At 33.4% G+C, this 23838-nt stretch carries 23 protein-coding genes; 4 read left to right on the forward strand and 19 right to left on the reverse strand.

Annotation, left to right across the window (positions count from 1 at the left end; translation table 11 throughout):
* Positions 1-62: 62 nt before the first annotated feature.
* The 4 genes from IKK64_03695 to IKK64_03710 all read right to left on the reverse strand — a co-directional run bounded on the left by IKK64_03695 (position 63) and on the right by IKK64_03710 (position 3658).
* Positions 63-2144, reverse strand: coding sequence for a ComEC/Rec2 family competence protein (locus tag IKK64_03695; GenBank protein ID MBR4119163.1), 2082 nt, complete (start codon positions 2142-2144; stop codon positions 63-65).
* 15 nt (positions 2145-2159) lie between these two features.
* On the reverse strand, positions 2160-2810 hold the full coding sequence (gene rpe, locus IKK64_03700) for a ribulose-phosphate 3-epimerase (GenBank protein MBR4119164.1): 651 nt from the start codon (positions 2808-2810) through the stop codon (positions 2160-2162).
* Positions 2811-2913: 103 nt separating this feature from the next.
* Positions 2914-3063 (reverse strand): hypothetical protein, encoded by a 150-nt coding sequence (locus tag IKK64_03705; GenBank protein MBR4119165.1) that lies wholly within the window; start codon positions 3061-3063, stop codon positions 2914-2916.
* Between the two features lie 412 nt (positions 3064-3475).
* Positions 3476-3658, reverse strand: a complete 183-nt coding sequence (locus IKK64_03710) for a hypothetical protein (GenBank protein ID MBR4119166.1) — start codon at positions 3656-3658, stop codon at positions 3476-3478.
* 48 nt (positions 3659-3706) lie between these two features.
* Here IKK64_03710 and IKK64_03715 point away from each other — a divergent pair, with 48 nt between their 5' ends.
* The gene (locus tag IKK64_03715) at positions 3707-3979 is read left to right on the forward strand and encodes a hypothetical protein (GenBank protein MBR4119167.1); all 273 of its coding nucleotides are present in this window, start codon (positions 3707-3709) and stop codon (positions 3977-3979) included.
* Between the two features lie 95 nt (positions 3980-4074).
* Here the strand turns inward: IKK64_03715 and IKK64_03720 are convergent, their stop codons facing one another.
* Positions 4075-4665 (reverse strand): sigma-70 family RNA polymerase sigma factor, encoded by a 591-nt coding sequence (locus tag IKK64_03720; GenBank protein ID MBR4119168.1) that lies wholly within the window; start codon positions 4663-4665, stop codon positions 4075-4077.
* 297 nt (positions 4666-4962) lie between these two features.
* Between IKK64_03720 and IKK64_03725 the strand changes: the two genes are divergently transcribed.
* Positions 4963-5862, forward strand: coding sequence for a nucleotidyltransferase (locus tag IKK64_03725; protein ID MBR4119169.1), 900 nt, complete (start codon positions 4963-4965; stop codon positions 5860-5862).
* Between the two features lie 86 nt (positions 5863-5948).
* On the opposite strand, the gene leuB is transcribed toward IKK64_03725, so the two are convergent.
* The 10 genes from leuB to IKK64_03775 all read right to left on the reverse strand — a co-directional run bounded on the left by leuB (position 5949) and on the right by IKK64_03775 (position 19347).
* The gene (gene leuB / locus IKK64_03730) at positions 5949-7019 is read right to left on the reverse strand and encodes a 3-isopropylmalate dehydrogenase (GenBank protein MBR4119170.1); all 1071 of its coding nucleotides are present in this window, start codon (positions 7017-7019) and stop codon (positions 5949-5951) included.
* Between the two features lie 24 nt (positions 7020-7043).
* On the reverse strand, positions 7044-8549 hold the full coding sequence (locus IKK64_03735) for a 2-isopropylmalate synthase (protein MBR4119171.1): 1506 nt from the start codon (positions 8547-8549) through the stop codon (positions 7044-7046).
* Positions 8550-8575: 26 nt separating this feature from the next.
* Positions 8576-9163 (reverse strand): 3-isopropylmalate dehydratase small subunit, encoded by a 588-nt coding sequence (gene leuD / locus IKK64_03740; GenBank protein ID MBR4119172.1) that lies wholly within the window; start codon positions 9161-9163, stop codon positions 8576-8578.
* Positions 9164-9181: 18 nt separating this feature from the next.
* On the reverse strand, positions 9182-10582 hold the full coding sequence (gene leuC, locus IKK64_03745; GenBank protein ID MBR4119173.1) for a 3-isopropylmalate dehydratase large subunit: 1401 nt from the start codon (positions 10580-10582) through the stop codon (positions 9182-9184).
* 6 nt (positions 10583-10588) lie between these two features.
* Positions 10589-12082: a 2-isopropylmalate synthase gene (locus IKK64_03750; GenBank protein MBR4119174.1), complete on the reverse strand. Its 1494-nt coding sequence runs from the start codon at positions 12080-12082 to the stop codon at positions 10589-10591.
* Between the two features lie 505 nt (positions 12083-12587).
* On the reverse strand, positions 12588-13448 hold the full coding sequence (locus IKK64_03755) for an RNA polymerase sigma factor RpoD/SigA (protein MBR4119175.1): 861 nt from the start codon (positions 13446-13448) through the stop codon (positions 12588-12590).
* 347 nt (positions 13449-13795) lie between these two features.
* Positions 13796-15298 carry a Do family serine endopeptidase gene (locus IKK64_03760; GenBank protein ID MBR4119176.1) on the reverse strand — a complete coding sequence of 501 codons (1503 nt, stop codon included), beginning with the start codon at positions 15296-15298 and terminating at the stop codon, positions 13796-13798.
* Positions 15299-15586: 288 nt separating this feature from the next.
* Positions 15587-18367, reverse strand: a complete 2781-nt coding sequence (uvrA, locus tag IKK64_03765) for an excinuclease ABC subunit UvrA (GenBank protein MBR4119177.1) — start codon at positions 18365-18367, stop codon at positions 15587-15589.
* Positions 18368-18478: 111 nt separating this feature from the next.
* A complete protein-coding gene (locus IKK64_03770; GenBank protein MBR4119178.1) occupies positions 18479-18781 on the reverse strand; it encodes a TIGR04076 family protein in 303 nt (100 codons plus the stop codon).
* 5 nt (positions 18782-18786) lie between these two features.
* Positions 18787-19347 carry a flavin reductase family protein gene (locus IKK64_03775; protein ID MBR4119179.1) on the reverse strand — a complete coding sequence of 187 codons (561 nt, stop codon included), beginning with the start codon at positions 19345-19347 and terminating at the stop codon, positions 18787-18789.
* 123 nt (positions 19348-19470) lie between these two features.
* On the opposite strand from IKK64_03775, the gene IKK64_03780 reads away from it, so the two are divergent.
* Both IKK64_03780 and IKK64_03785 read left to right on the forward strand, forming a co-directional pair.
* Entirely contained in the window at positions 19471-20205 is a 735-nt protein-coding gene (locus IKK64_03780) for a hypothetical protein (protein MBR4119180.1), read from the forward strand.
* A gap of 16 nt (positions 20206-20221) precedes the next feature.
* Complete coding sequence (locus IKK64_03785; protein MBR4119181.1) at positions 20222-21424, forward strand: hypothetical protein; 1203 nt, start codon at positions 20222-20224, stop codon at positions 21422-21424.
* Here IKK64_03785 and maf read toward each other — a convergent pair.
* The 4 genes from maf to IKK64_03805 are packed head-to-tail and all read right to left on the reverse strand — an operon-like array spanning position 21391 to position 23804.
* Positions 21391-21972: a septum formation protein Maf gene (maf, locus tag IKK64_03790; protein ID MBR4119182.1), complete on the reverse strand. Its 582-nt coding sequence runs from the start codon at positions 21970-21972 to the stop codon at positions 21391-21393. The genes IKK64_03785 and maf overlap by 34 nt on opposite strands.
* 15 nt (positions 21973-21987) lie before the next feature.
* Complete coding sequence (locus IKK64_03795; protein MBR4119183.1) at positions 21988-22509, reverse strand: HAD-IIIA family hydrolase; 522 nt, start codon at positions 22507-22509, stop codon at positions 21988-21990.
* Between the two features lie 6 nt (positions 22510-22515).
* On the reverse strand, positions 22516-23283 hold the full coding sequence (locus IKK64_03800) for a DUF2520 domain-containing protein (GenBank protein ID MBR4119184.1): 768 nt from the start codon (positions 23281-23283) through the stop codon (positions 22516-22518).
* A complete protein-coding gene (locus IKK64_03805) occupies positions 23277-23804 on the reverse strand; it encodes a nitroreductase family protein (protein MBR4119185.1) in 528 nt (175 codons plus the stop codon). The genes IKK64_03800 and IKK64_03805 overlap by 7 nt, the downstream gene beginning before the upstream one ends.
* Positions 23805-23838 lie beyond the last annotated feature (34 nt).

The following is a 23838-nucleotide window of genomic DNA, read 5'->3' on the forward strand; positions in this document are numbered from 1 at the left end:
TAATAATAATTGATAGGTTAAATTATAAATTTAATAAATCAAGGTAATTATTACAATTGAAGTTATTCATATTGAACATAAGCACCTTTATCTTTAATATCGTAGTATGGGATTTTAAGAGTTTTACACTCTTTTATTATTGAGTTACGTTTGAAATGGTTTAGATTTGATGCTATAACAATCTCTTCAAATACAAAAATATCCATTAGGCTGAGTAGTGAGCCAGAGAATCCTTCGCAAATTATAGCCTTATTAATAAATAGCCTTTTTCCTTCAGATAATTTATTGTATTTAAAATAGTCACTATTTAGGATTAGATATTTATCTCCTTTATATGATATATAAGGAAGAGTTACATATAGGTTGTCTTCAAATATTGAATCTTGTTTGTATATAACATCAGGCACAGCTTCTCTAATCCATAAATTCTTCGCCATATATTCAACTTTGTTCGCAACATTTGTAGTATCAATGGTTAGTATATAGTTATATTTATCATCAATAAAATTAATTGCTGTAATTTCATTATCATCATATATTGCAGTCTTACACTTTTTTGAATCATCAATTATAAAAATTTCAATTAAACAATAAATTGAAATAAATAAAAGTAGCATAACAACCATCTTGCTACTTTTATCTTTTAAAGCCCATATTCCTCCAAAAATTATTATATATAATAATACTAAGTAATACCCCTCAATATGTATATTGTTAATTGAAGAGTATGGTATTGAATTTGTAAAGTTTGCAATAAAATCAATATATGAGAACGAAATATCAACTATTTTATTTAGAAATGAAATGTTGATGATAAGAGCCAATATTGAAACACCAAGAATAAAAGGTAAAAATGGAATTACAAACAAATTTGAAATTATGCCAATCAGAGGTAACTGGTTAAAATAGTATATTGATAAAGGTAGTGTACCTATTTGTGCTGCCACTGTTACTGCAACTATTGAGGCAATATATGATGTGAATTTATTATTATTGGGCAACAATCTGTATATGAATGGATATATATAGAATATTGAAAATACAGCAATAAAACTAAGTTGAAATCCCATATTAAAAAGATTATTGGGATTATATACGAGCATAAACAGTGCTGCGGCGAACAATGAATTAACAGTTGTCCCTTTTCTATTTATAATCTCACCTAAAAGAACAAACGAAGCCATTATTGTTGCTCTTACTGCAGATGGAGGAAATCCAATAATATAAGTATATCCCCATAATGTCAGAAGAGTAACTAAAGGTCGTACATAAGAGAGTTTAATCCATTTAAAAGGATATAGTAATAAGTATAGAATAAATGCAATAATACCGATATGCAAACCACTTACTGCAAGAATATGAGATAAACCTGATGAAGAATAGGAGTTACGGGTATCTTTTGATATTAATGATGTATCTCCTAGCAACATCGCTCTGATAAGCATCTTTGAATTATCGCTAATTTGAATAATATTTATTGCATCAGTAAATTTATTCTTAATTTCATCTGATTTATCATAGAAAGAATTATTCTTAATATTGTCAATCTTTCTCCAACTATTACTTGTAAGGTACTGAGAATAACAAAATCCTTGCTTTTCTAAAATTGCTGAATAGTCAATAGAGTAGGGATTCTTTGAAAATTTTATAGGTTGAAGATTCTGCTCAAAAATAAGAATGTCGTTCTTCGATAACATCCTAGAAAGAGAATCTTTTTGAATATATAAAACAGCATTAAAATCACTTATATTCTCTTCAATACCACCAAACTTAATTATTTTAGATTTACATTCAAATGATTTTTCTTTCTCTGTTGTTTCTAAAATATGAGCAATGGCATAGTCGTCAACTTCGGGTAGGGTAGTAGATGAAGATTTAGAAGAGATATTTGCATTAAATACTCCTAATGAAATTATAAGAGAGAAGATTGCATAACCAAAATATTTTCTACGAATGAACTTTGTTTTTGACAACTTTGCAGAATAGTATAAATAGAAAAATATTGTTGACACAAAAAGTATTGATAGAGCAATAACTACTCCACCGTCAAATACTGTTTGTAATAAAATACCTACAACAAACGGTATGAGATATTTAAGAAAAGGGGCTTCAGATAGTCTCAGAAACCCCTCATTTTTTGTCATACCAATATTTACAATTTAGAGATTTTTTAGTGCCGCAATAGTCTCAATTGGATTCTCAGATTTGAAAACAAAGTTTCCTGCAACAAGAGCATCCGCTCCAGCATCAACTACAAGTTTACCTGTTTCTAAATTAATACCTCCATCAACTTCTATTATAGCCTTTGAACCTTTCTTTAAAATGAGCTCTTTTAGTTCTGCAACTTTATTAACAGTATTTGGAATGAATTTTTGACCTCCAAAACCCGGATTAACCGACATTAAAAGAATCATATCCAAATCCGTTACAACGTCTTGTAAAAGAGAAACAGGTGTATGAGGATTTAATGTAACAGCAGCCTTCATACCTGCCTCCTTAATTTGTTGAATTGAACGATGCAAATGAGTTGATACTTCGTAATGAACATTCATTAAATAGGCATTACTATTTTTTACCTCTTTAACAAATTTCATTGGATCAACTATCATCAAATGAACATCAAGAGGTTTTGTTGATAGTTTCTTAACATAATCCAATACTGGAAATCCGAATGATATGTTGGGTACAAAAACTCCATCCATAACATCAATGTGTAACCAATCTGCCTCACTCTTATTTACCATATCAATAGAAGAAGCTAGGTTGCCGAAATCTGCCGACAATAAAGAAGGTGCTATAATAGGCATAATTTATCAGTTTATTTAATTATTAATAAAAAACCTTTGTATTGCTACAAAGGTAATAAATATTAATGAATATATACAATATATCTATATAAATAGATACTTAAACTTAATTAAATACATATTCATATCTAATTGATTTATCGTTATTACAGCTATACACTCTTGCTAAATTCATTAAAAACAGTATAGTTGAATCTTTGGGAGAGATTATCTCTTTTCCTTCTATGAAAGTATCAGTTGTAGTAATTATATCCATAGGTAAATTTTTTTATTTTAAAACGCTCTAAATATTTAATTATTGTATAGTAAAATTTCAATTACTCGTAGATGGTGAAGACTTACATGTGATAATTCTTGGTTAGGCGGAAGTAGTGCATTAAGAAATGATGCAGTTTTGTTTATAGAAACTACCAAGCAGTTAGGTAAGATGCTTAACAGTTGTCGGAGTAGTCTAAAAAACTTGTAGAGGCGCAACTGCTTTCAGACGATGATAATTCAGACGGATTTGAAAAAGGTTGTGCCTTAATACGGGCTAATTTAGGGATTGACCCTACCATTGGCGATTATGAGGATTGGGTAGTAAATTATGCGCAAGCCTTGTGGTTGGAAAAATGGAGGTTGAAAAACCTAAATGAAATGTTGGCTAAAATGTTCAGTTCAGAAAAGGGTCAATGATTGTGGTAAGAAGACCACCACACCCACCATGGCATTGTTGAAGAGTTCCCTTTTGGCTGTTTGCCAGTGAATGCAGATAGAATAATTTGGAACATCATAACAAAAAGACCGATTATGCCCAACGCAACCGCTGCACATACACCCCAAACTATTATTTGCAAAAAGAAATCTATCATATAGCAAACTATTATTTACTACAAAATTAACAAATAAATATTCAGAATATGCAACTGTTCGATTATATTTTTAATGTAGGAGGTAATTATATGGTCACGATTAACGATATGACGGAGGCAACAGGCGATTTTTCCGCTAAGGTTGAGTCTGCCAATAATTGGGTTGGTAAACTGTATTCTACACCTGCAGTTGTTGATTTGGCGCGTAATGCTTTTGAACAGATTGACAGTGCAGTAAAAACATTTAACACAAGTGGAATAACCCTTGACTGCCAGATGCACGATTTGAGTGCAGTAGCAGGGGTAGACCCGTTTAGTTGATTGAAAAATTTTATGATATGTTTTTAAAGGATAAAAAAGGGCTATCTAACATTTTTGTTACGATAGCCCTTCAATTATAATATAAAAATTAATTTTTAAAAGAATAACTCAATCTTGTTCTCTTCCGCCATTTTTCTCATATTAAGTATAGCATAACGCATACGACCAAGAGCGGTATTTATACTAACGTTTGTAGCATCTGCAATCTCTTTAAAACTCATATTTTGGTAGTAACGCATTACTAATACCTCTTTTTGTTGGTCGGGTAGAGCCGCAACAAGTTTACGTATATCAACTCGTACTTGTGATGAAATCATAGAATCCTCAACATTGCCTTCGCTCAACTCTTTTCTGTTGAATACATCAGGTGTCATATCGCTATTAGGAATATGATTTTCTGCTTTCTCTTGACGATAGTGGTCAATGATTAGATTATGAGCAATACGGGTAATCCATGAAGAGAATTTACCTGACTCAACATACCTTCCTTGTTTAATGGTTGTGATAACCTTAACAAAAGTCTCTTGAAAAATATCTTCTGTTAACTCTCTATCTTTAACAATGTAGAATACGTAAGAATAGATGCGATTTTTGTGTCTTAGTAGAAGTACGTCAAAAGCACCATTGTCTCCTTTCGAATATAATGCTACCAACTCCTCGTCGGTAAGCAAATTTAGATTTTTCATTAATTATCCTCTTTATAGTTTCAAGAGTAAAATTCTATTCGATAGGCGTACTTTTTTAGGTTTAACTCCGCAAAGAAAAGATAATTATATGATATAAACAAATAAATCACCAAAAAAATAATTCATTAATAATATTTTTTAACATTACAAACACAATAAATCGGCATATTATAAAATCTAAATCAATATTTAAGATAATAAATTAAAATATTGGTTATTATAATAAAATTATTAAATTTGCAAAACATTTGAATATGTAAGTAGTTGAAATTTCAATATCAAAAAATATAAACATTTATGAAACCAACATTATTTGTATTAGCAGCAGGTATGGGAAGCCGTTATGGCTCTCTCAAACAATTAGATGGTCTTGGACCAAGTGGAGAAACAATTATGGACTATTCTATTTTTGACGCAATACGCGGAGGATTTGGAAAAGTTGTTTTTGTAATTCGCCATTCATTTGCAGAGGAATTTATGGAGAAAGTAGTAAAAAAATATGCTCAAGTAATTCCAACGGAAGTAGTTTACCAAGAGTTAGATTATCTTCCAGAAGGATTTTCTGTACCAGAAGGACGCGAAAAACCTTGGGGAACAAACCATGCTGTAATGATGGGTAAAGATGTTATTAAAGAACCTTTTGCCGTAATTAATGCTGATGATTTCTACGGACGTGAAAGTTTTGCAGTAATTGCAGATTGGTTGTCAAAACAAGAGGGTGAGAATAAATACTGTATGGTAGGATATCGTGTAGGCAACACTTTGTCCGAGAGTGGTACTGTATCTCGTGGAATTTGTGAAACAAATGAGGCATCAGAACTTACTTCAGTTGTAGAGAGAACTAAAATCGGATATTACAATGGAGGTATTGCATTCAATGAAGGAGACGAGTGGACAATGCTTGATCCTAATGTTCCCGTATCAATGAATATGTGGGGATTTACTCCTGATTACTTTAAATATTCAGATGAGATTTTTGTTGATTTCTTAAAAGAGAATATGTCAAACTTAAAATCTGAATTCTTTATTCCATTAATTGTAAACGATCTAATTCAAACTAAACGTGCGTCAGTTAAAGTTCTTGATACACCTTCTAAATGGTTTGGTGTAACATACGCACAAGATCGTCCTGATGTAGTTGCTAAGATTCAAGCATTAGTTGATGCAGGAGAGTATCCATCACCTCTTTTCAAATAATCTAATAACTATATAAAGAGTAGGGGAGCCAATCAAAATTGACTCCCCTAAATTTTATAAATAACTTTAAAAATAGAACTTAATGATTATTTGTTTTTGATATAATCAACTATCCATTTACCAACTTCTGATGTTTTATAGGCTTTTTCTCCTTGAGCAATATCAACAGTAACAACTCCTGCATCAATTGACGCAGATACTGCTTCTCTAATTAGTTTACCTTCCTCCATCAAACCAAAAGCATACTCAAACATTAATGCTGCTGACAATATAGTTGCCAATGGGTTTGCAATATCTTTACCTGCTGCTTGAGGGTATGAACCATGTATAGGTTCAAACACTGATGTATATAATCCAACCGAAGCAGAAGGAAGCATACCAAGCGAACCAGTGATAACAGAAGCCTCATCGGTTAATATGTCACCAAACATATTTTCTGTCACCATAACATCAAATCGAGAAGGCCATTGAACAAGTTGCATTGCAGCATTATCAACAAACATATACTCTGTTTCAACTTCGGGATATTCTTTTGAAATTTCTTGAGCAACCTCTCTCCATAGTCTTGAAGTACAAAGCACATTTGCTTTATCAACAACTGTAACTTTTTTTCTGCGTTGCATAGCGTATGTATATGCCAAACGAACAATTCTCTCAATCTCTTCACGAGAATATACACATGTATCGTATGCAATATTACCATCTTCACTTCTTCCTTGAGGACGTCCAAAATATATACCTCCGGTAAGTTCTCTAATACACATCAAGTCAGTTCCTGCTACAACATCTTGGCGAAGAGGAGACTTGTGTATTAATTGAGGCATTGTTGAAACTGGGCGAATATTTGCATACAATCCTAATTGTTTTCTCATACCCAAAAGACCTTGCTCTGGGCGTACTTTTGCCGAAGGATTGTTGTCATATTTAGGATCACCAATTGCACCAAACAAAACGGCATCTGATTCCATACATATCTTGTGAGTCTCTTCTGGGTATGGATTGCCAGTTGCATCAATTGCACAAGCACCTACAAGTGCATGTTTATATGATAATTTATGACCAAATTTTTCACATATCGCTTTTGTTGCCTCTAATGCGGTCTCTACAATTTCTGGACCAATTCCATCGCCGGGCAATACGGCTATATTCATTTCCATATATTTTTTATTATATAGTTAATATTAATTCATCTCTTCAATATGATTTAGCATCTTCATGGTTGCCTGAATTGCTGCAGCCATCTGATCTAAATCAAGACCATGTGTCTTAAAAACTTTTCCTTTGTAGTCCCAAGTGATGGTAGTTTGAACCAATGCGTCAGTTTTACCTCCTGGAGGAATATTTACAGCATAATCCAACAGTTGAGGAAATGCTCTATGTAATTTAGTTTTATATATCCATTGTATCCCTTTTACAAAAGCATCATATTGACCATCACCTGTTGCTCCAGCCTCATAAATTTCTCCGTTAATCTCTAACTTTAAAACAGCACCAGGACGTAATCCATTGGCAACAGCAAGAGTATAATTTAGAAGTACAATTTTATCTTTTTGAGTACTACTTTTTAGAGTATCAGAAATGATATAAGGTAAATCTTCTTGCGAAATTATCTCTTTTTTATCGCCTAACTCAATAATACGTTCAGTAACCTTTCGCATCGACTCTTCATCTAACTCAATACCCATTGCTTCAAGATTCTTGCGAATATTAGCTTTGCCAGATGTTTTGCCTAAAGCATATTCTCTCATTCTTCCAAAACGTTCTGGTAAAAGGTCGTTGTAGTATAAATTGTTTTTGTTGTCACCGTCAGCATGAACACCAGCACATTGAGTAAAAACATTATCGCCAATTACAGGTTTGTTTGCCGGAATTCTAATACCTGAATAGGTTTCAACTACACGACTAACATGATTTATCTTTGCTTCATTAATTGAGGTTTTTATCCCTAATTGGTCATGAGTAACAGCCAGTACACTTGATAAAGCGGCATTACCTGCTCTCTCTCCCAAACCATTAACTGTACAATGAATACCTTTTACCCCTGCTCTTATTGCCGCATAACAATTAGCCACTGCCAAATCATAGTCATTATGAGCATGGAAATCAAAATGTAAATTTGGGTATCTATCAATAATATCTTTGCAATACTTATATGTTGAATCAGGATTAAGCACCCCTAATGTATCAGGGAGCATAAACCTTTTAATATTGCAAGAACATAGAGCGTCGATAAGATTATAAACATACTCAGGAGAATCTTTCATGCCATTCGACCAATCCTCTAAATAAAGATTAACGCCTATACCTTCATTTGTTGCAATTTCAATTTCGCGTTTTATATCATTTATATGGTCCTCTGGACACTTTTTTAATTGATATTTACAATGACGCAACGAACCTTTACTTAGAAGATTTACAATCTTACCTCCTGCCTCTTTAATCCATCTTATAGAGACACCATTGTCAATAAAACCTAAAACTTCAATTGCTTGAATTTTTTTGTTTTTTTCTGCCCATGCACATACTTGCTTAACGGCTTCCATCTCTCCGACAGATACTCTTGCCGATGCAATTTCAACTCTATTGACTTTTATCTCTTTTAGAAGTAAACGAGCAATACTCAACTTTTCAAATGCACCAAACGATACGCCCGAAGTTTGTTCTCCGTCGCGTAAGGTTGTATCCATTATTTCGAGTTTGTATTTCATATAATTTATCTCTTATTTTCCCAAGCCTCTATATCCTCTTTTTTACTCAATAGATAATCAATATCATCAAACCCATTAAGTAGGCAATCTTTCTTATAAGGATTGATTTCAAATTTCTCTGAGCATCCTGTTGCGTTATTTGTGATAGTTTGATTTGGTAAATCAATAGTAACCGTATTAGAATGATTTTCTTCAATTGAAGAAAAAATCTCTTGTAGGAATTTCTCTGATACTACAACAGGCAAAACACAGTTATTTAAAGCATTATTTTTAAAAATGTCAGCAAAGAAACTTGATACAACGGCTCTAAATCCATAACCAGCTACAGCCCAAGCTGCGTGTTCTCTACTTGATCCGCTACCAAAGTTTTTACCAGCTATCAAGATAGATCCAGAGTAAGTCGGATTATTCAAGACAAAACTATCTATCTTATTCCCCTCTTTGTCGTATCTCCAGTCACGAAAAAGATTATCACCAAAGCCTTCACGAGTTGTTGCTTTTAAGAAACGTGCAGGTATTATTTGATCTGTATCCACATTCTCAATAGGGAGAGGGATACATGTTGATGTTAATTTTTCAAATTTTTCTCTCATAATAGTAACGAGGTTAAATTAAACAAAATCACGAGGATCGGTTATTTTTCCGGTTATTGCTGCCACTGCTGCTACAATTGGGCTAACAAGCATGGTTCTTGCTCCGGGTCCTTGTCTTCCTTCAAAATTTCTATTAGATGTTGAAACTGAATATTTCCCGGCTGGAATTTTATCATCATTCATTGCCAAACATGCAGAACATCCCGGTTGACGAAGTTCAAATCCAGCCTCTTCAAGTATCTTATCAATACCTTCTTCTCGAATTGCTTTCTCAACATTCCATGAACCAGGCACTAACCATGCAGTTACATTCTCAGCCTTTTTATGACCTTTTACTATATTTGCAAATGTTCTAAAATCTTCAATACGACCATTTGTGCAACTTCCTAAGAATACATAGTCAATCTCTTTTCCAAGCAACTTTTCGCCGGGTTTAAAATTCATATAAGAAAGAGATTTCTCAAATGATATTTGTCCTGCATCATCAATTTGGTCAATAGTAGGAATATTTGCATCAATAGCCATACCCATTCCAGGGTTGGTTCCGTATGTAATCATTGGAGCAATATCTGCTGCATCAAAGCATACCTCTTTGTCAAATACAGCACCTTCATCAGTTGGAAGTTTTTTCCACTCTTCAACTGCCTTATCCCATGCTTCACCTTTAGGAGCAAACTCTCTGCCTTTAAGATACTCAAATGTAACTTCATCTGGTGCAATCATACCACCACGAGCGCCCATTTCGATACTCATATTACAGAGTGTCATACGTCCCTCCATTGAAAGAGAGCGAATAGCACTTCCTGCAAACTCTACAAAATATCCGGTTGCTCCGCCAGTTGTCATTTTAGATATAATATATAATGCAACATCTTTGGCGGTAACACATTTGCCAAGTTTTCCTTCAACGCTGATACGCATTTTCATTGGCTTTGGTTGTAATACACATTGAGAGGCAAGAACCATTTCTACTTCACTTGTACCAATACCAAATGCAACTGCACCCATAGCACCATGAGTTGATGTATGGCTATCTCCACAAACTATTGTCATACCAGGTTGTGTGTATCCGTTTTCTGGCCCAATAACGTGAATAATTCCGTTCTTAGGATTTAATAATCCATAAACAGTCAAACCAAAATCCTTCGCATTCTTCATCAAAGTATCAACCTGATTACGAGATATTGGATCTGAAATAGGTTTGTCTTGATTCATTGTTGGGATATTATGGTCTGGAGAACACGTAGTTCTATCGGGACGAAACACAGAAAGATTTCTCTCTCTTAATCCTGCAAATGCTTGAGGACTTGTTACCTCATGTAAATAGTGTCTGTCTATATATAATTGATTGGGACCTCCTTCAATCTTCGACACCACATGTGCGTCCCAAATCTTATCAAATAAAGTTTTCTTCTCCATAATTTATTATCTAATAAATTTGTTAATTGCATCAATAAATGCTTCAGCCGAAGCAGCTACAATATCGGTGTTAGCACCAAAACCATAATAACTTTCATTGTTATATGATACTGTCATGTGAACTTTACCTGTATCATCGCTTCCCTTTGTAATTGCTTGAATTAAGAACTCTTCAACAGTCATATTTCTGTGAATAATATTCTTGATAGCATTAATTGCGGCATCAACAGGACCATTACCAGATGCAGCCGCTTCAAATTTCTCACCTGCTATTGACAAACCAATACTTGCAACCGAACGGACATCTATACCCGAAGTCACTTGAAGGTAATCAATTGAGATACGAGCCTTTTCTCCGCGACTCTTACCAACTAACATTAGAATATCATCATCATTAATATCTTTCTTACGGTCTGCCAATGCAAGGAATTCTGCGTATGCTTTATCCAAATCCTCTTGATTAAGTTCAACACCAAGAACATTTAAGCGATGTTTAAGAGCTGCTCTACCACTACGAGCAGTTAATACTATTGAATTTTCATCAATACCAACATCTTTAGGGTCTATAATCTCATAGTTTTCTCTATTCTTTAAAACACCATCTTGATGAATACCAGAAGAGTGGGCAAAAGCATTTCTTCCAACAATTGCCTTGTTAGGTTGAACAGGCATATTCATCATACTTGAAACCATACGGCTTGTAGAATATATCTTTTGAGTATTAATATTTGTTTCAATACCTTTATTATGACTTTTAAAGGTCATAACTACCTCTTCAAGAGAAGTATTTCCTGCACGCTCACCAATACCATTTATTGTAACTTCTGCTTGTCTTGCACCATTCAAAATACCTGAAACTGTATTTGCGGTAGCCATACCAAGGTCATTATGGCAGTGAGTAGCAATAACAACATTATCTATTCCTTTAACATTCTCTTTTAGATAAAGAATTTTTTTACCAAAATCTTCTGGTAAGCAATAACCTGTTGTGTCAGGAATATTAATTACAGTTGCTCCAGCTTTTACAACAGCCTCAACAACTCTTGCAAGATACTCATTATCAGTGCGTCCGGCATCTTCTGCATAGAATTGAACATCTTCAACATATTTCTTTGCATATTTAACACAGGCAATAGCTCGTTCTATAATCTCTTCACGAGTAGAGTTGAATTTGTATTTAATATGATAATCAGATGTACCAATACCTGTATGAATACGTTTACGCTTAGCATATTTCAAAGCCTCAGCAGCAGCATCAATATCTTTCTCGACTGCACGAGTTAACGCACATATTGTTGGCCATGTAACAGCCTTTGATATTTCAACTACAGACTTAAAGTCTCCAGGACTTGAAACAGGAAATCCTGCCTCAATAACATCAACACCTAATGTCTCTAATGCTTTTGCTACTTGAATCTTTTCAACTGTATTTAATTGGCATCCGGGTACTTGTTCGCCATCTCTTAAGGTTGTATCAAAAATAAATAGTCTGTCTGACATAGTTTCTTAATATTTTATAATTAATTATTTAATCTTAATCTTTAATTAAAAAAACCTTCCGCACGTGGAGTGAGAAAGGTTTTTGCGTGGTAATAATACACATATAATATCTCACTCCCTATCGTTTTCCAATCAATAGAGGCAGGTTAATTAGAGATATAATATATAAATTATTCATATTCAGTACATTTTTAGAGTGTTAATACTATTGTTAAATATCATTTCCTATTAACACTATGCAAAGATAAGAATAATGTTCTTATTTCCAAAATAAAAATAGAAAAAAATACTATATAATTATTAATTATTTTTATAAACGCTAATTTGCTTAAAAATTATAAGAATAATCTATGTCTATTATCAATTATATTCAATAGATAATTTAAATGTTTTTTCTTGCCAATTTATTAAATAAAGAATATACATTATAAATATAATTCAATATATAAAAAAACTGCCGAAATAATTCGGCAGTCAATATCAATTTAAATTTTTAACAAAAACTTTAACCGAGAAATGGCTTTAGATGAATACTTCTCGAATTTTGTCTTAAACGGCGGATTGCTTTCTCTTTGATTTGGCGAACACGTTCACGTGTTAATCCAAATTTATCTCCAATCTCCTCAAGAGTCATCTCTTGGCAACCTATTCCAAAGAACATTTTAACGATTTCACTTTCGCGTTGAGTCAGTGTGCCTAAAGCTCTATCAATCTCTTTCGATAATGATTCGTTAATCAAAGGTCTGTCAGCATTTGGAGAATCATCATTTACAAGTACGTCTAACAAACTGTTATCTTCACCTTCAACAAAAGGTGCGTCAACAGAGATGTGACGTCCTGAAACTTTCATTGTATCAGCAATCTTATCAACAGGCATATCAAGTTGTTCTGCCAACTCTTCCACTGAAGGACGACGCTCATTGTCTTGCTCAAAACGAGAGAATGCTTTACTAATTTTGTTTAGCGAGCCTACTTGGTTGAGAGGAAGGCGTACAATTCTTGATTGTTCAGCCAATGCCTGTAATATAGATTGGCGAATCCACCAGACAGCATAAGAAATAAACTTAAATCCTCGCGTTTCGTCAAACTTCTCTGCTGCTTTAATTAGACCGAGATTTCCTTCGTTGATAAGGTCGGGTAGGGAGAGTCCTTGGTTTTGGTACTGCTTAGCAACTGATACGACAAAGCGTAAATTTGCTCTTGTTAATTTATCAAGAGCCGCTCTATCGCCTTTTCTAATTTTAGCAGCCAACTCAACCTCTTCCTCTACAGTAATAAGTTCCTCACGTCCAATCTCTTGCAAATACTTGTCAAGCGAAGCGCTTTCGCGATTTGTAATAGATTTAGTAATCTTTAGTTGTCTCATTTCAAAAAATTGAATTTAAGTCGCAAATATACCTTAATATTTTTAGATATAAAATAGTTTTGTAAAAAAATCTTTATTTTTTTATTGATATAGTAATTCTTTTGAAAAAATTCAAATTTTCAGTAAAAAAGGTGCAAAATAAATTTCTCCTTACTATAATCATTAAACGATAAAAAGGAGAAAATATTATTTATAATCAGCAATTTACAAACCCTAAAACGTAATTATCAGGTAATTGTTTTTATAACTGACTAAAAATAAGTATTCTATAAATATAAAAATGTTTATTCTTAATTTTAAACAATTAATAACAGCAGAAAGAAACCTCTCTGCTGTTATTCAGTTTATTATTTTTCATCATTATCAGATATATCAACAGCATAATATGCATTTCGTTTATTTGAATACATTCCTGAGATAAACATTACCTGATCTCTATTTGATGAATTTTTAATTGAATTATATATTCTTTCAACGTCCTTTGCTGAGTTTATAACCTCACCATTAATATTTAGGATAATAAATCCTTTTGATATTCCAACCTGTTTGAATTTTCCCTCTTTTATACTTGACACTTCAACTCCACATGAGATACCATATTTATTTTTAGCATCATTTGAAAGTTCAGATAACTCTACACCTAAAATATTAAAATCTGAAGGTTTTGTAATAGAAGTATCGCCTTGTTGATTTTTTAATACGACCTCAATATCCTTAGTTTTTCCATCGCGATTTATAGTTACAATAATTTTGTCTCCCGGATGATGCAAACTAATCTGCTCTTGAAGTTTTGATGATGAGTAAGTTTGAACTCCATCAATTGCTGTTATAATATCTCCTTTCTTCAAACCTGCTTCTTTAGCAGAACTTCTATCTGCAACAGATTCTATATAAACGCCATTGACAAAATCAATATCTTTATCTTTAGCCAAATCGGCATTCATTTCAATAATAGTAACGCCAAGTAATGCACGCTGAACTGCACCATACTCTTTTAAATCATTTACAATCTTAATAGCAATATTTGAAGGAACCGCAAATGAATAACCAATATAGCTGCCAGTTTGAGATAAAATCATTGTATTAATGCCTACTAACTCTCCATTTGCATTCACAAGAGCACCACCACTATTACCAGGGTTTACAGCCGCATCTGTTTGAATATATGACTCAATAGACATTGATTTTCCAGCACCAATACTTCTTCCTTTTGCACTAACAATACCAGCAGTAACAGTTGAATTTAAGCCCATTGGATTACCAACGGCTAATACCCATTCACCAACTCTCAGTAAGTCTGAATTACCAAAAGATAGCATTGGTAAATCGTTACTGTCAATTTTTAATAGGGCTAAATCGGTTGATGGGTCAGCACCAATGACCGCTGCGTTAAACATACGTTTATCATTAAGAGTCACCTCTATTTTGTCAGCTCCATCAATTACGTGATTATTAGTAATAATATATCCATCCCTACTAATAATAACACCGGAGCCTAAACCGCTTTGAGGCTGAGGAGTAGGTTGTGAATTAAAATGATCCCCAAAAAAGAACTCAAAGAACGGATCTTGCATTTGAGGTACTCTTCGCGAAGTCTTAGGTGTAACTGTTGAGCGAATACTTACTACTGCATTTACGCTCATTTCTGCAACGCCTGTAAAATCTACAAATTGATTAGGCACATTTGAAACATTAACAAATTTACCATTAACATCAACTCCATTATTAACAAAACTAACACTCTCTTCTGTGCTTTTTTCATTGAGTATAGCGTATGCTCCAATAGATACACTTGAACTGATAAGTGCAACAGCCGTTAAACTCAAAAGCATTTTACCATAATTACTCATAATTTTAGATTTAATGTATTAATGAATTTCATAAATATACTATGCAATTAACGTGCAAAATTTGTCAAAAATTATTGTTTTAAACTATTTTAACCGCAATGTATATTAATTTAACAACTCTTATCAAAATAAACATTCATTGTAATTAATCTATGACAAAACTGTTATTATATGGTTTAAAGTCATTGACTATGTTTTTATAATAATAGACTTTAAAACATACTAAATAGCAGTAATGGTTGTTGGCCATTACAACGTAATCACTTAAAATATTTTATAAGATAAAGATTATAATTTTTCTTTAAGGAATTTGCCTGTATAAGAATTTGCACATTCAGCAATCTCTTCCGGAGTACCAACACACACAACATTGCCACCATTATCTCCACCCTCAGGACCTAAATCAATAATATGGTCAGCACATTTAATAACGTCCATATTATGCTCAATAACAATAACTGTATGACCTTTAGAAACTAACTTGTTAAATACAGAAATTAGTCGTTTGACATCATGCATATGTAGACCTGTTGTTGGTTCATCAAATATAAATATTGTTGGTGCAAGAGCCTCATTTGATAGAAATGCTGCAAGTTTAATTCTTTGACTCTCACCACCCGAAAGAGTAGAAGAGGATTGTCCCATCTTTAGATAACCTAAACCTACGGTTTGAAGAGGCAATAGTTTCTTAACAATCTTTTTTTCGTATGTACCATTTGTTTCTGAGAAGAATTCTATGGCTTGATTAATTGTCATATCCAAAATATCACTGATATTTTTGCCTCTATATTCAATTTCTAATACATCACTCTTATATCGTTTGCCATTACAACTTTCACACACAAGTGTTATATCTGCCATAAACTGCATCTCAACTGTAATAACGCCTTCTCCCTTGCACTCTTCGCATCTTCCTCCTTCAATATTAAAAGAGAAATATCCTGCAGAGTATCCGAGTTGTTTTGCAGCTTGTTGGTCGGCATATAAGCGTCGTATCTCGTCAAATGCTTTGAGATAAGTAGCAGGATTAGAACGTGTTGATTTACCGATAGGATTTTGATCAACAAACTCAATACCATGCATTAAGTTCATATCACCTTCAAGTGACAACATAGCACCAGGAGCGTCGCTCTCTTTATCGTAATAACGGCATAATGCTCTGTAAAAAGTATCTCTTATCAGTGAGGATTTGCCCGAACCTGATACACCTGTAATAACAGTAAATACGTTTAAAGGAAAATCAACATCAATACCTTTGAGGTTATTGTGAGCAGCACCTTTAATAGAGATAAAATTATTCCATTTCCTGCGGAAGTGGGGGACAGGTATTTTCTCTTCTCCTGTAAGGTATTTAACAGTATAACTTTGTGAGTTATTTTTCAATCCGCTCATTTCTCCCTGATAAACAACCTCACCGCCTAATCTACCGGCGTCGGGGCCAATATCTATTATATAATCAGCCTTACGAATAATATCTTCATCGTGTTCAACAACAACAACCGTATTTCCTAAACTTTGCAATTGACGTAAGACTTTTATTAAGCACTCAGTATCGCGAGAATGTAAACCAATAGATGGTTCATCTAAAATATATAGAGAGCCAACAAGACTACTTCCTAACGAAGTTGCAAGATTGATTCGTTGACTTTCTCCTCCTGACAAAGTTGAAGACAACCTATCCAATGTTAAATAGCTTAATCCAACATCAATCAAAAATTGCAATCTTGTTTTAATCTCAACCAAAAGGCGTTTTGCAATATCCATATCATATTCCGACAATTGAATCTCATTAAAAAAACGACTCAATTCAGAAATAGACATATGTGTTAGTTCCGCAATATTCTTACCACCAACTTTTACATATAGGGCATCAGGTTTAAGTCTTGCTCCTTTACACACAGGACATAAAGTTTTACCTCTATATCTTGATAGCATTACGCGATATTGTACTTTATACAGATTAGATTCAACCATTTTAAAAAACGAATCTATACCATATATCTCATCATTGCCATGCCATAGTAAATCTTTTTGAGACTGACTAAGTTCGTAATAAGGCTTATGAATTGGAAAATTATATTTATCCGCTTTAAGAATAAAATCATTTTTCCATTCACTCATTTTATCGCCTCTCCAACAAAATACAGCATCGTTATATACTGATAGAGCTTTATTAGGAATAACTAAATTTTCATCAACTCCCACAACCATACCATAACCCTCGCATTTAGGACAAGCACCAATTGGAGAATTATAATTAAACATTAAATCATTAGGCTCTTGAAAAATAATTCCATCGGCCTCAAAATGTTTTGAGAACTTATGGTCAATCTCTCCTTCATTAGTATAAAAACGCAAGATACACTCACCATTACTCTCAAAGAAAGCAATCTCAGATGAATCAACAACTCTGCTAATAACATCTTTTGCATCACTTGCCGACATACGGTCAATAACAAGATAGCAACCTTTTAGATCAATTTTATTATCCTCAATTATATTTGAGATAGGAGTAATATTATTATCGGCAATAATTCTTGAAAAACCCTCTTTTTGAAGACGTTCAAGATAGCCTCGTGCTTCATCATCCTTACACTCTTTAAGAGGAGTCATTAATATAAAACGTGTACCTTTAGGGTAGGAGAGCATACATTTTACTATATCATCAGAATCGTGTTTCTTGACCTCAACACCTGATATTGGAGAATAAGTATGACCAATTCTACCAAATAACATTCTCAAATAATCATAAATTTCTGTTGATGTTCCAACCGTTGAACGAGCATTACGAGTGCTAACCTTCTGCTCAATTGCAATAGCAGGAGGAATGCCAATAATATAGTCACATTCAGGTTTACTTATCCTTCCTAAAAACTGACGTGCGTATGAAGAAAGGCTCTCAACATATCTGCGTTGACCTTCAGCATATAAAGTATCAAAAGCGAGAGAGGTTTTACCCGATCCCGACACTCCTGTAACAACAATAAATTTATCACGCGGAATCTCAACATCAATATTTTTTAAATTGTTAACTCTCGCACCCTTAATAAAAATATTATCTTCACTTATATTTTTACTCATATCAATACTCATTATTACTTAAATGCACATCATTACAAAATTAGATAAAAAGTAGGAGATAAGAAATAGGAATATTAATTACAAGGTTGTTTTTTATTACTACTCTACAACCTCAATATAAAAACTTACAGGTCTAAATCCATCGTTACACGAAATCATGGCAGAGTATGGGTCCTTCATCCACCCATCATAAAAGTTACCGCCACCAGAGGCAAGTTCTTTCACGAAAGGCAACATACTCTCCCATGCACTATCACACATACCATCGGGTTTGGCACAATCCTCCACAATAAAAGATTGACCCAATTTCATATCACAAGCATGTTCAATAGGATTTTCATATTCGCTCATTAAATCCCTGTAACAAGCCATTCTTTTAACAGTAATTCTAACTCTTTTCATCAAAATTATTTCAAATTTTTACCATCAGAAAAGGCGTTGCCAACTTTCTCTCCTAATGCAATATAGTCGTGATTACATGGATCGTATGTTATAGGTTGAAGTTTTTGAACATCAATCTTGCCATTTTCATTAATAATACTATCATCTACCGATATATTAATAATTTTACCAATCATATAGCATGAATCTGAATCGTACGAAACAAGTTCACACTCCAGACACATAGGTAACTGTTCAATAATAGGGGCGTTGACAAATTCTGATTTAACAGCACTAAATCCCGCTTTATTAAACTTATCTGGTTCATTATTACCCGACACAATACCAACGTAATCACAAGCCACTACTTGGTTTGCAGTAGCCATACTAACGGTAAATGCTTTTGACTCAAGAATATTTTGAGTGGTTTTATGATCTTCAGACAAACATATACCAACCATATTATCAGTATATATGCCTCCCCAAGCAGCGTTCATTGCATTAGGGATATTGTTTTTATCATATGCTGCAACAATAAAAACAGGCATTGGATATAACCAAGTTTTAACTCCAAAATTTTTACGCATAACTTTATATTTTATATTGTGCGAAGATACAAATTTATAGTCAAAATATCGTTTACAACGATAGAAGTAAATTACACAAAAATATTTTTTTGTACATTTGTAACATAATTTATATATAAATATATGGAAAAATATTCAAAAGAGAGCGTTGTAACCTGTTATGAAGCAGACGCTAATAAATTATTACGTCCAACAGCAATGCTTGATTTAATGCAAGAAGCTGCAAATGCCGATGCAACTCGTTTAGGATTTGGATTTGACAATATGATGGCAACAAATACCGCATGGGTATTATCACGTCTTCATTTAAAAGTTAACGCCTATCCCAAATGGAGAGACGAAGTAAAACTATACACATGGCATAAAGGAGCATTTAAACTTTTTTATTTACGTGATTTTACATTAAAAGATACAGATGGAAACTCTCTTATAGATGCAACAACATCTTGGTTAATCATCGACTTAAATACACGCCGTCTTTCACGTAATGCTGAATTGGCAGATGAAAATACCTGTATAAAAGAGGATGCAATAAGTGAACCAGCCGATAAAATAACATTACCTCAAGGTTATGAATTGGGATTTGCAGGAACACATAAAGCAAGATGGTCTGACATTGATACAAACAACCATGTAAACAATGTAAAATATGTTGTTTGGGCGTTAGATATAGTAGATTATGAAGACGCAAGTAGCAAACCATTAAAGGAGTTATTTGTAAACTTTGACAATGAAGTTCTTGCAGGTCAAGAGGTTGAACTTTACAAAATACGCCAATCAACAGAAGAGGGCATAACTTACTACGTACAGGGTAAAGTTGACGGCAAACAAAGTTTTATAATAAAACTAATATTTTAAACAGATTGATTAGTAGATGCAACTACATCTGTTCAACCCCGAAAATGACTTAGCACTTGCCAATGGAAATGCAAATTATTGTGCACCTCCATCGGCAAGTAAAATTGCATACGACTTATCAACACTCCCTTTGTGGTTTGCTGATGAAGATGATTTTGTAATTCTCCCTAATAATATCCACATTCAATATTTCAACAAATATTCTCAATTATTCAAATTCCCCAAAATTTATAACTCAATAGCAGATAATATTACTAAATGTACACCATGGGGATGGAGTTTGCATATACGCAAACGCTTTGCAAATATGGGATTGCCCAATAAAACACTATTAACGATCAATTCTATTAGTAAATTAAGAGAGTTATCCAATAGAAAAGTAACAATAGAGATTCTAAAAGGATTGAGAAATAGAGGAGTTGACATACCCCCTTTACCTCAATATATTACATCAACCGAAGAGGTTGCAGAGTTTATATGTAGTATGCCACTATCGGTAATAAAAGCACCATGGTCAGGAAGCGGAAAAGGAATAGCTTGGGGATTAGGCAGAAGAGAAATACCTGTTGAACACTTTGCAAAAGGTGTAATTCGCCGACAAGGCGGAGTTATATGTGAAAAGTTTTTGAATAAGGTTATAGATTTTGCAATGGAGTTTTATTGCAAAAACGGAGACGTATCATTCAAAGGATATTCACTGTTTAAATCAACTAAAGGAGTATATTCAGGAAATATTTTAGCAGAAGATTTTGAAATTGAAGATTTCTTAAAGAGTTACAACCCACAAACTTCGATATCACAAGTAAAATCATCATTAATTTCTGTGTTAGAAGATATTTTCAAAGGCTTTGAATATGAAGGATATTTTGGTGTTGATATGATGATATATTCTGATGAAGAGAATAAATATCACATTAACCCTTGTGTTGAGTTAAATTTAAGAATGAATATGGGAGCAACATCCAGAATACTCTACGACAAACATATTGATAAAGGTAAAATAGGAGAATATAATGTTGTATATTTTAAGCATAAAGGAGAGGCATTATCTCTTGATGTAGAGTATAAAACAAAATACCCGCTAATCTTAAAAAACAGAAAGATAAGTAGCGGATATTTGAACCTGTCCCCAATTACAGAGGATAGTGATTATATGGTATATATTATAATAGAAAACGATAAAAATCAAAATTCTTTAAGTTCCTTGTATAACCGTTGAATTGGCAATCCCATTACATTAAAATACGAACCATTTATACTTTCAACTCCAACATAGCCAATCCACTCCTGAATACCATATGCACCAGCTTTATCCATAGGAGCAAAGTTTTCAATATAAAAATCAATTTCATCATTAGTCAGAGTCGCAAATTTAACTTCTGATGCGGCGATGAAAGTTTTCTCAATATTTTTAGTTGAAATTGTAACAGCAGTATATACTATGTGAGTATTTCCGGATAACTCAACGAGCATACGTTTAGCATCAACGGCATCAACAGGTTTGCCAAATTGCTTATCTCCAACCCAAACAATAGTATCAGCAGTAATTAAAAGAGTATTGTCTTGCATAAACTCTTTGTATGAAGATGCCTTTTGTTTTGATATAAATGCAGGAATCTCTCCACCCTTAAGTTCCTCAGGGTATGATTCATCAATATCTGGTAGAGATATTGCCCTAAATTCAACACCTAATCCCGTTAATAGCTCCCTACGGCGAGGAGAGTTACTTGCAAGAATTATATCGTATTTTTTAAGATTATCAAGCATATAAAAGCACATTAACTACCAACCAAACGCCTCGTCACTCATCCATTTACCTTGAGCCTTTAATACCTCTTCAATAACTTCTCTGGCACAACCTTCGCCACCATTACGATATGATATAAAAGTAGCACACTCTTTTATCTCACTAACAGCATCAGCAGGAGCACAAGGCAAACCAACAATCTTCATAATTTCATAATCAGGAATATCATCACCCATATATAAAATCTCCTCATCCTTTAAATGAAACTGGTCTCTAAACTCTTTATAAGTAGGAAGTTTCTTACTAATAGACATATAAATAAATTTCACCCCCAACCCTTTATATCTCTCATAAACAGCACGAGTATGACCTCCTGTAATAATGGCAATCTTATAACCCAACTTAATCGCTAATTGAATAGCGTATCCATCCTTAATATTCACCATACGCATAGGCTCTCCAGACGGATGCAAGGTAATAGTTGAAGGAGATAAAACGCCATCAACATCAAAAGCAAATGCTTTAATTTTTGTCAGGTCGTAATTAATTTTACTCATAATATCCTATTCTTTATAACTATCTGCTATACTTTTACTTAACAATTTATATATCTCTTTTATTTGAGGAGAATCAATCATCTCTAAATGAGAGTTCATTACAACACTATCACCTCTTCGTGCAGGACCTGTTTGAGCATTATGAGGAGTAATATCTGAAATCTTTTTTGTTGTCTCCTCAATTAAAGGCATGAGAGTTGAAAAGTACAATCCTTCTTTCTCTAAAATTTGAGAAGATATATCGTAGCAATGATTTACAAAATTACAAGCAAAGACAGCTGCAATATGCATTATCTTTCTTCTACGTGAATCTGCCTCTATAACGCTTTCCGATAATCTCTTAGCAAACTCTTCAAGTTCAGTAAAAACGCTTGTGCTATTAGCCTCAATAAAGAGTGGAACTTTTTTAAAATCAATTTCTCTCTCTTTAGAAAAAGTTTGTAAAGGGTAAAGAACACCACACTTTGTAACTACTCCATCAAAAACTTCAATATTTACGCCACCTGAAGTGTGAACTATAATTGAATTTTTATCACTCAACTTTTCAATAACGTTTCTTATGGCATTATCTTTAATTGCAATAACTATTAAATCAACATCAATTATACTATCAATAGTATAAATAGGAGTAGCATTAACATAGTTTGCAAGAGCCTTACAATTAGCAAGAGTAGGAGAGTAAACATATTTAATTTCCACTCCTGCTTTATATATGGCTTTTGCTAAATGTGTAGCAACATTACCACTACCTATTATAGCAACACTCTTTACCATTTACCAATATGCACTTTCTCCCATTGAGTCTTATCAGTATCGTAAGGCTTACGCTCTTCATCTTTATAACCAAAAGTTATTACCGACAAAACTGCAAACTGCTCAGGAATATCAAACATCTCACGAACATACTCTTCAGAAGATACTCCATCTTGCGTAAAACGCTCTCTTACTTGAATCCAACAACTGCCAAGACCTAAATCAGCAGCTTGTAGTTGCATAATAATTGAGGCAATAGAGGCATCTTCAATCCAAACATCACTCTTTGTAGTATCAGCAGTAACAACAACTGCCAATTTGCAACCAGCTATAGGACGAGCACCATGCTCTTTACAAAGCGATAACCTCTCTAAATCGTCCTTCTCCTCAACGACAATAAATTCCCAACCCATAGTCGATTTTGATGATGGAGAAACCAATGCAGCCTCAAGAATAAGTTTTACATCTTCAGCTTTTAACTCTTGATCTTTATATTTTCTGTAACTTCTACGATTAAGAAGTAATTGATGAAAATCTTTCATATCTAATATTTATAAATTTGACATACGAAGATAT

Source organism: Bacteroidales bacterium (assembly GCA_017521245.1).
Classification (GTDB): Bacteria; Bacteroidota; Bacteroidia; order Bacteroidales; family G3-4614; genus Caccoplasma_A.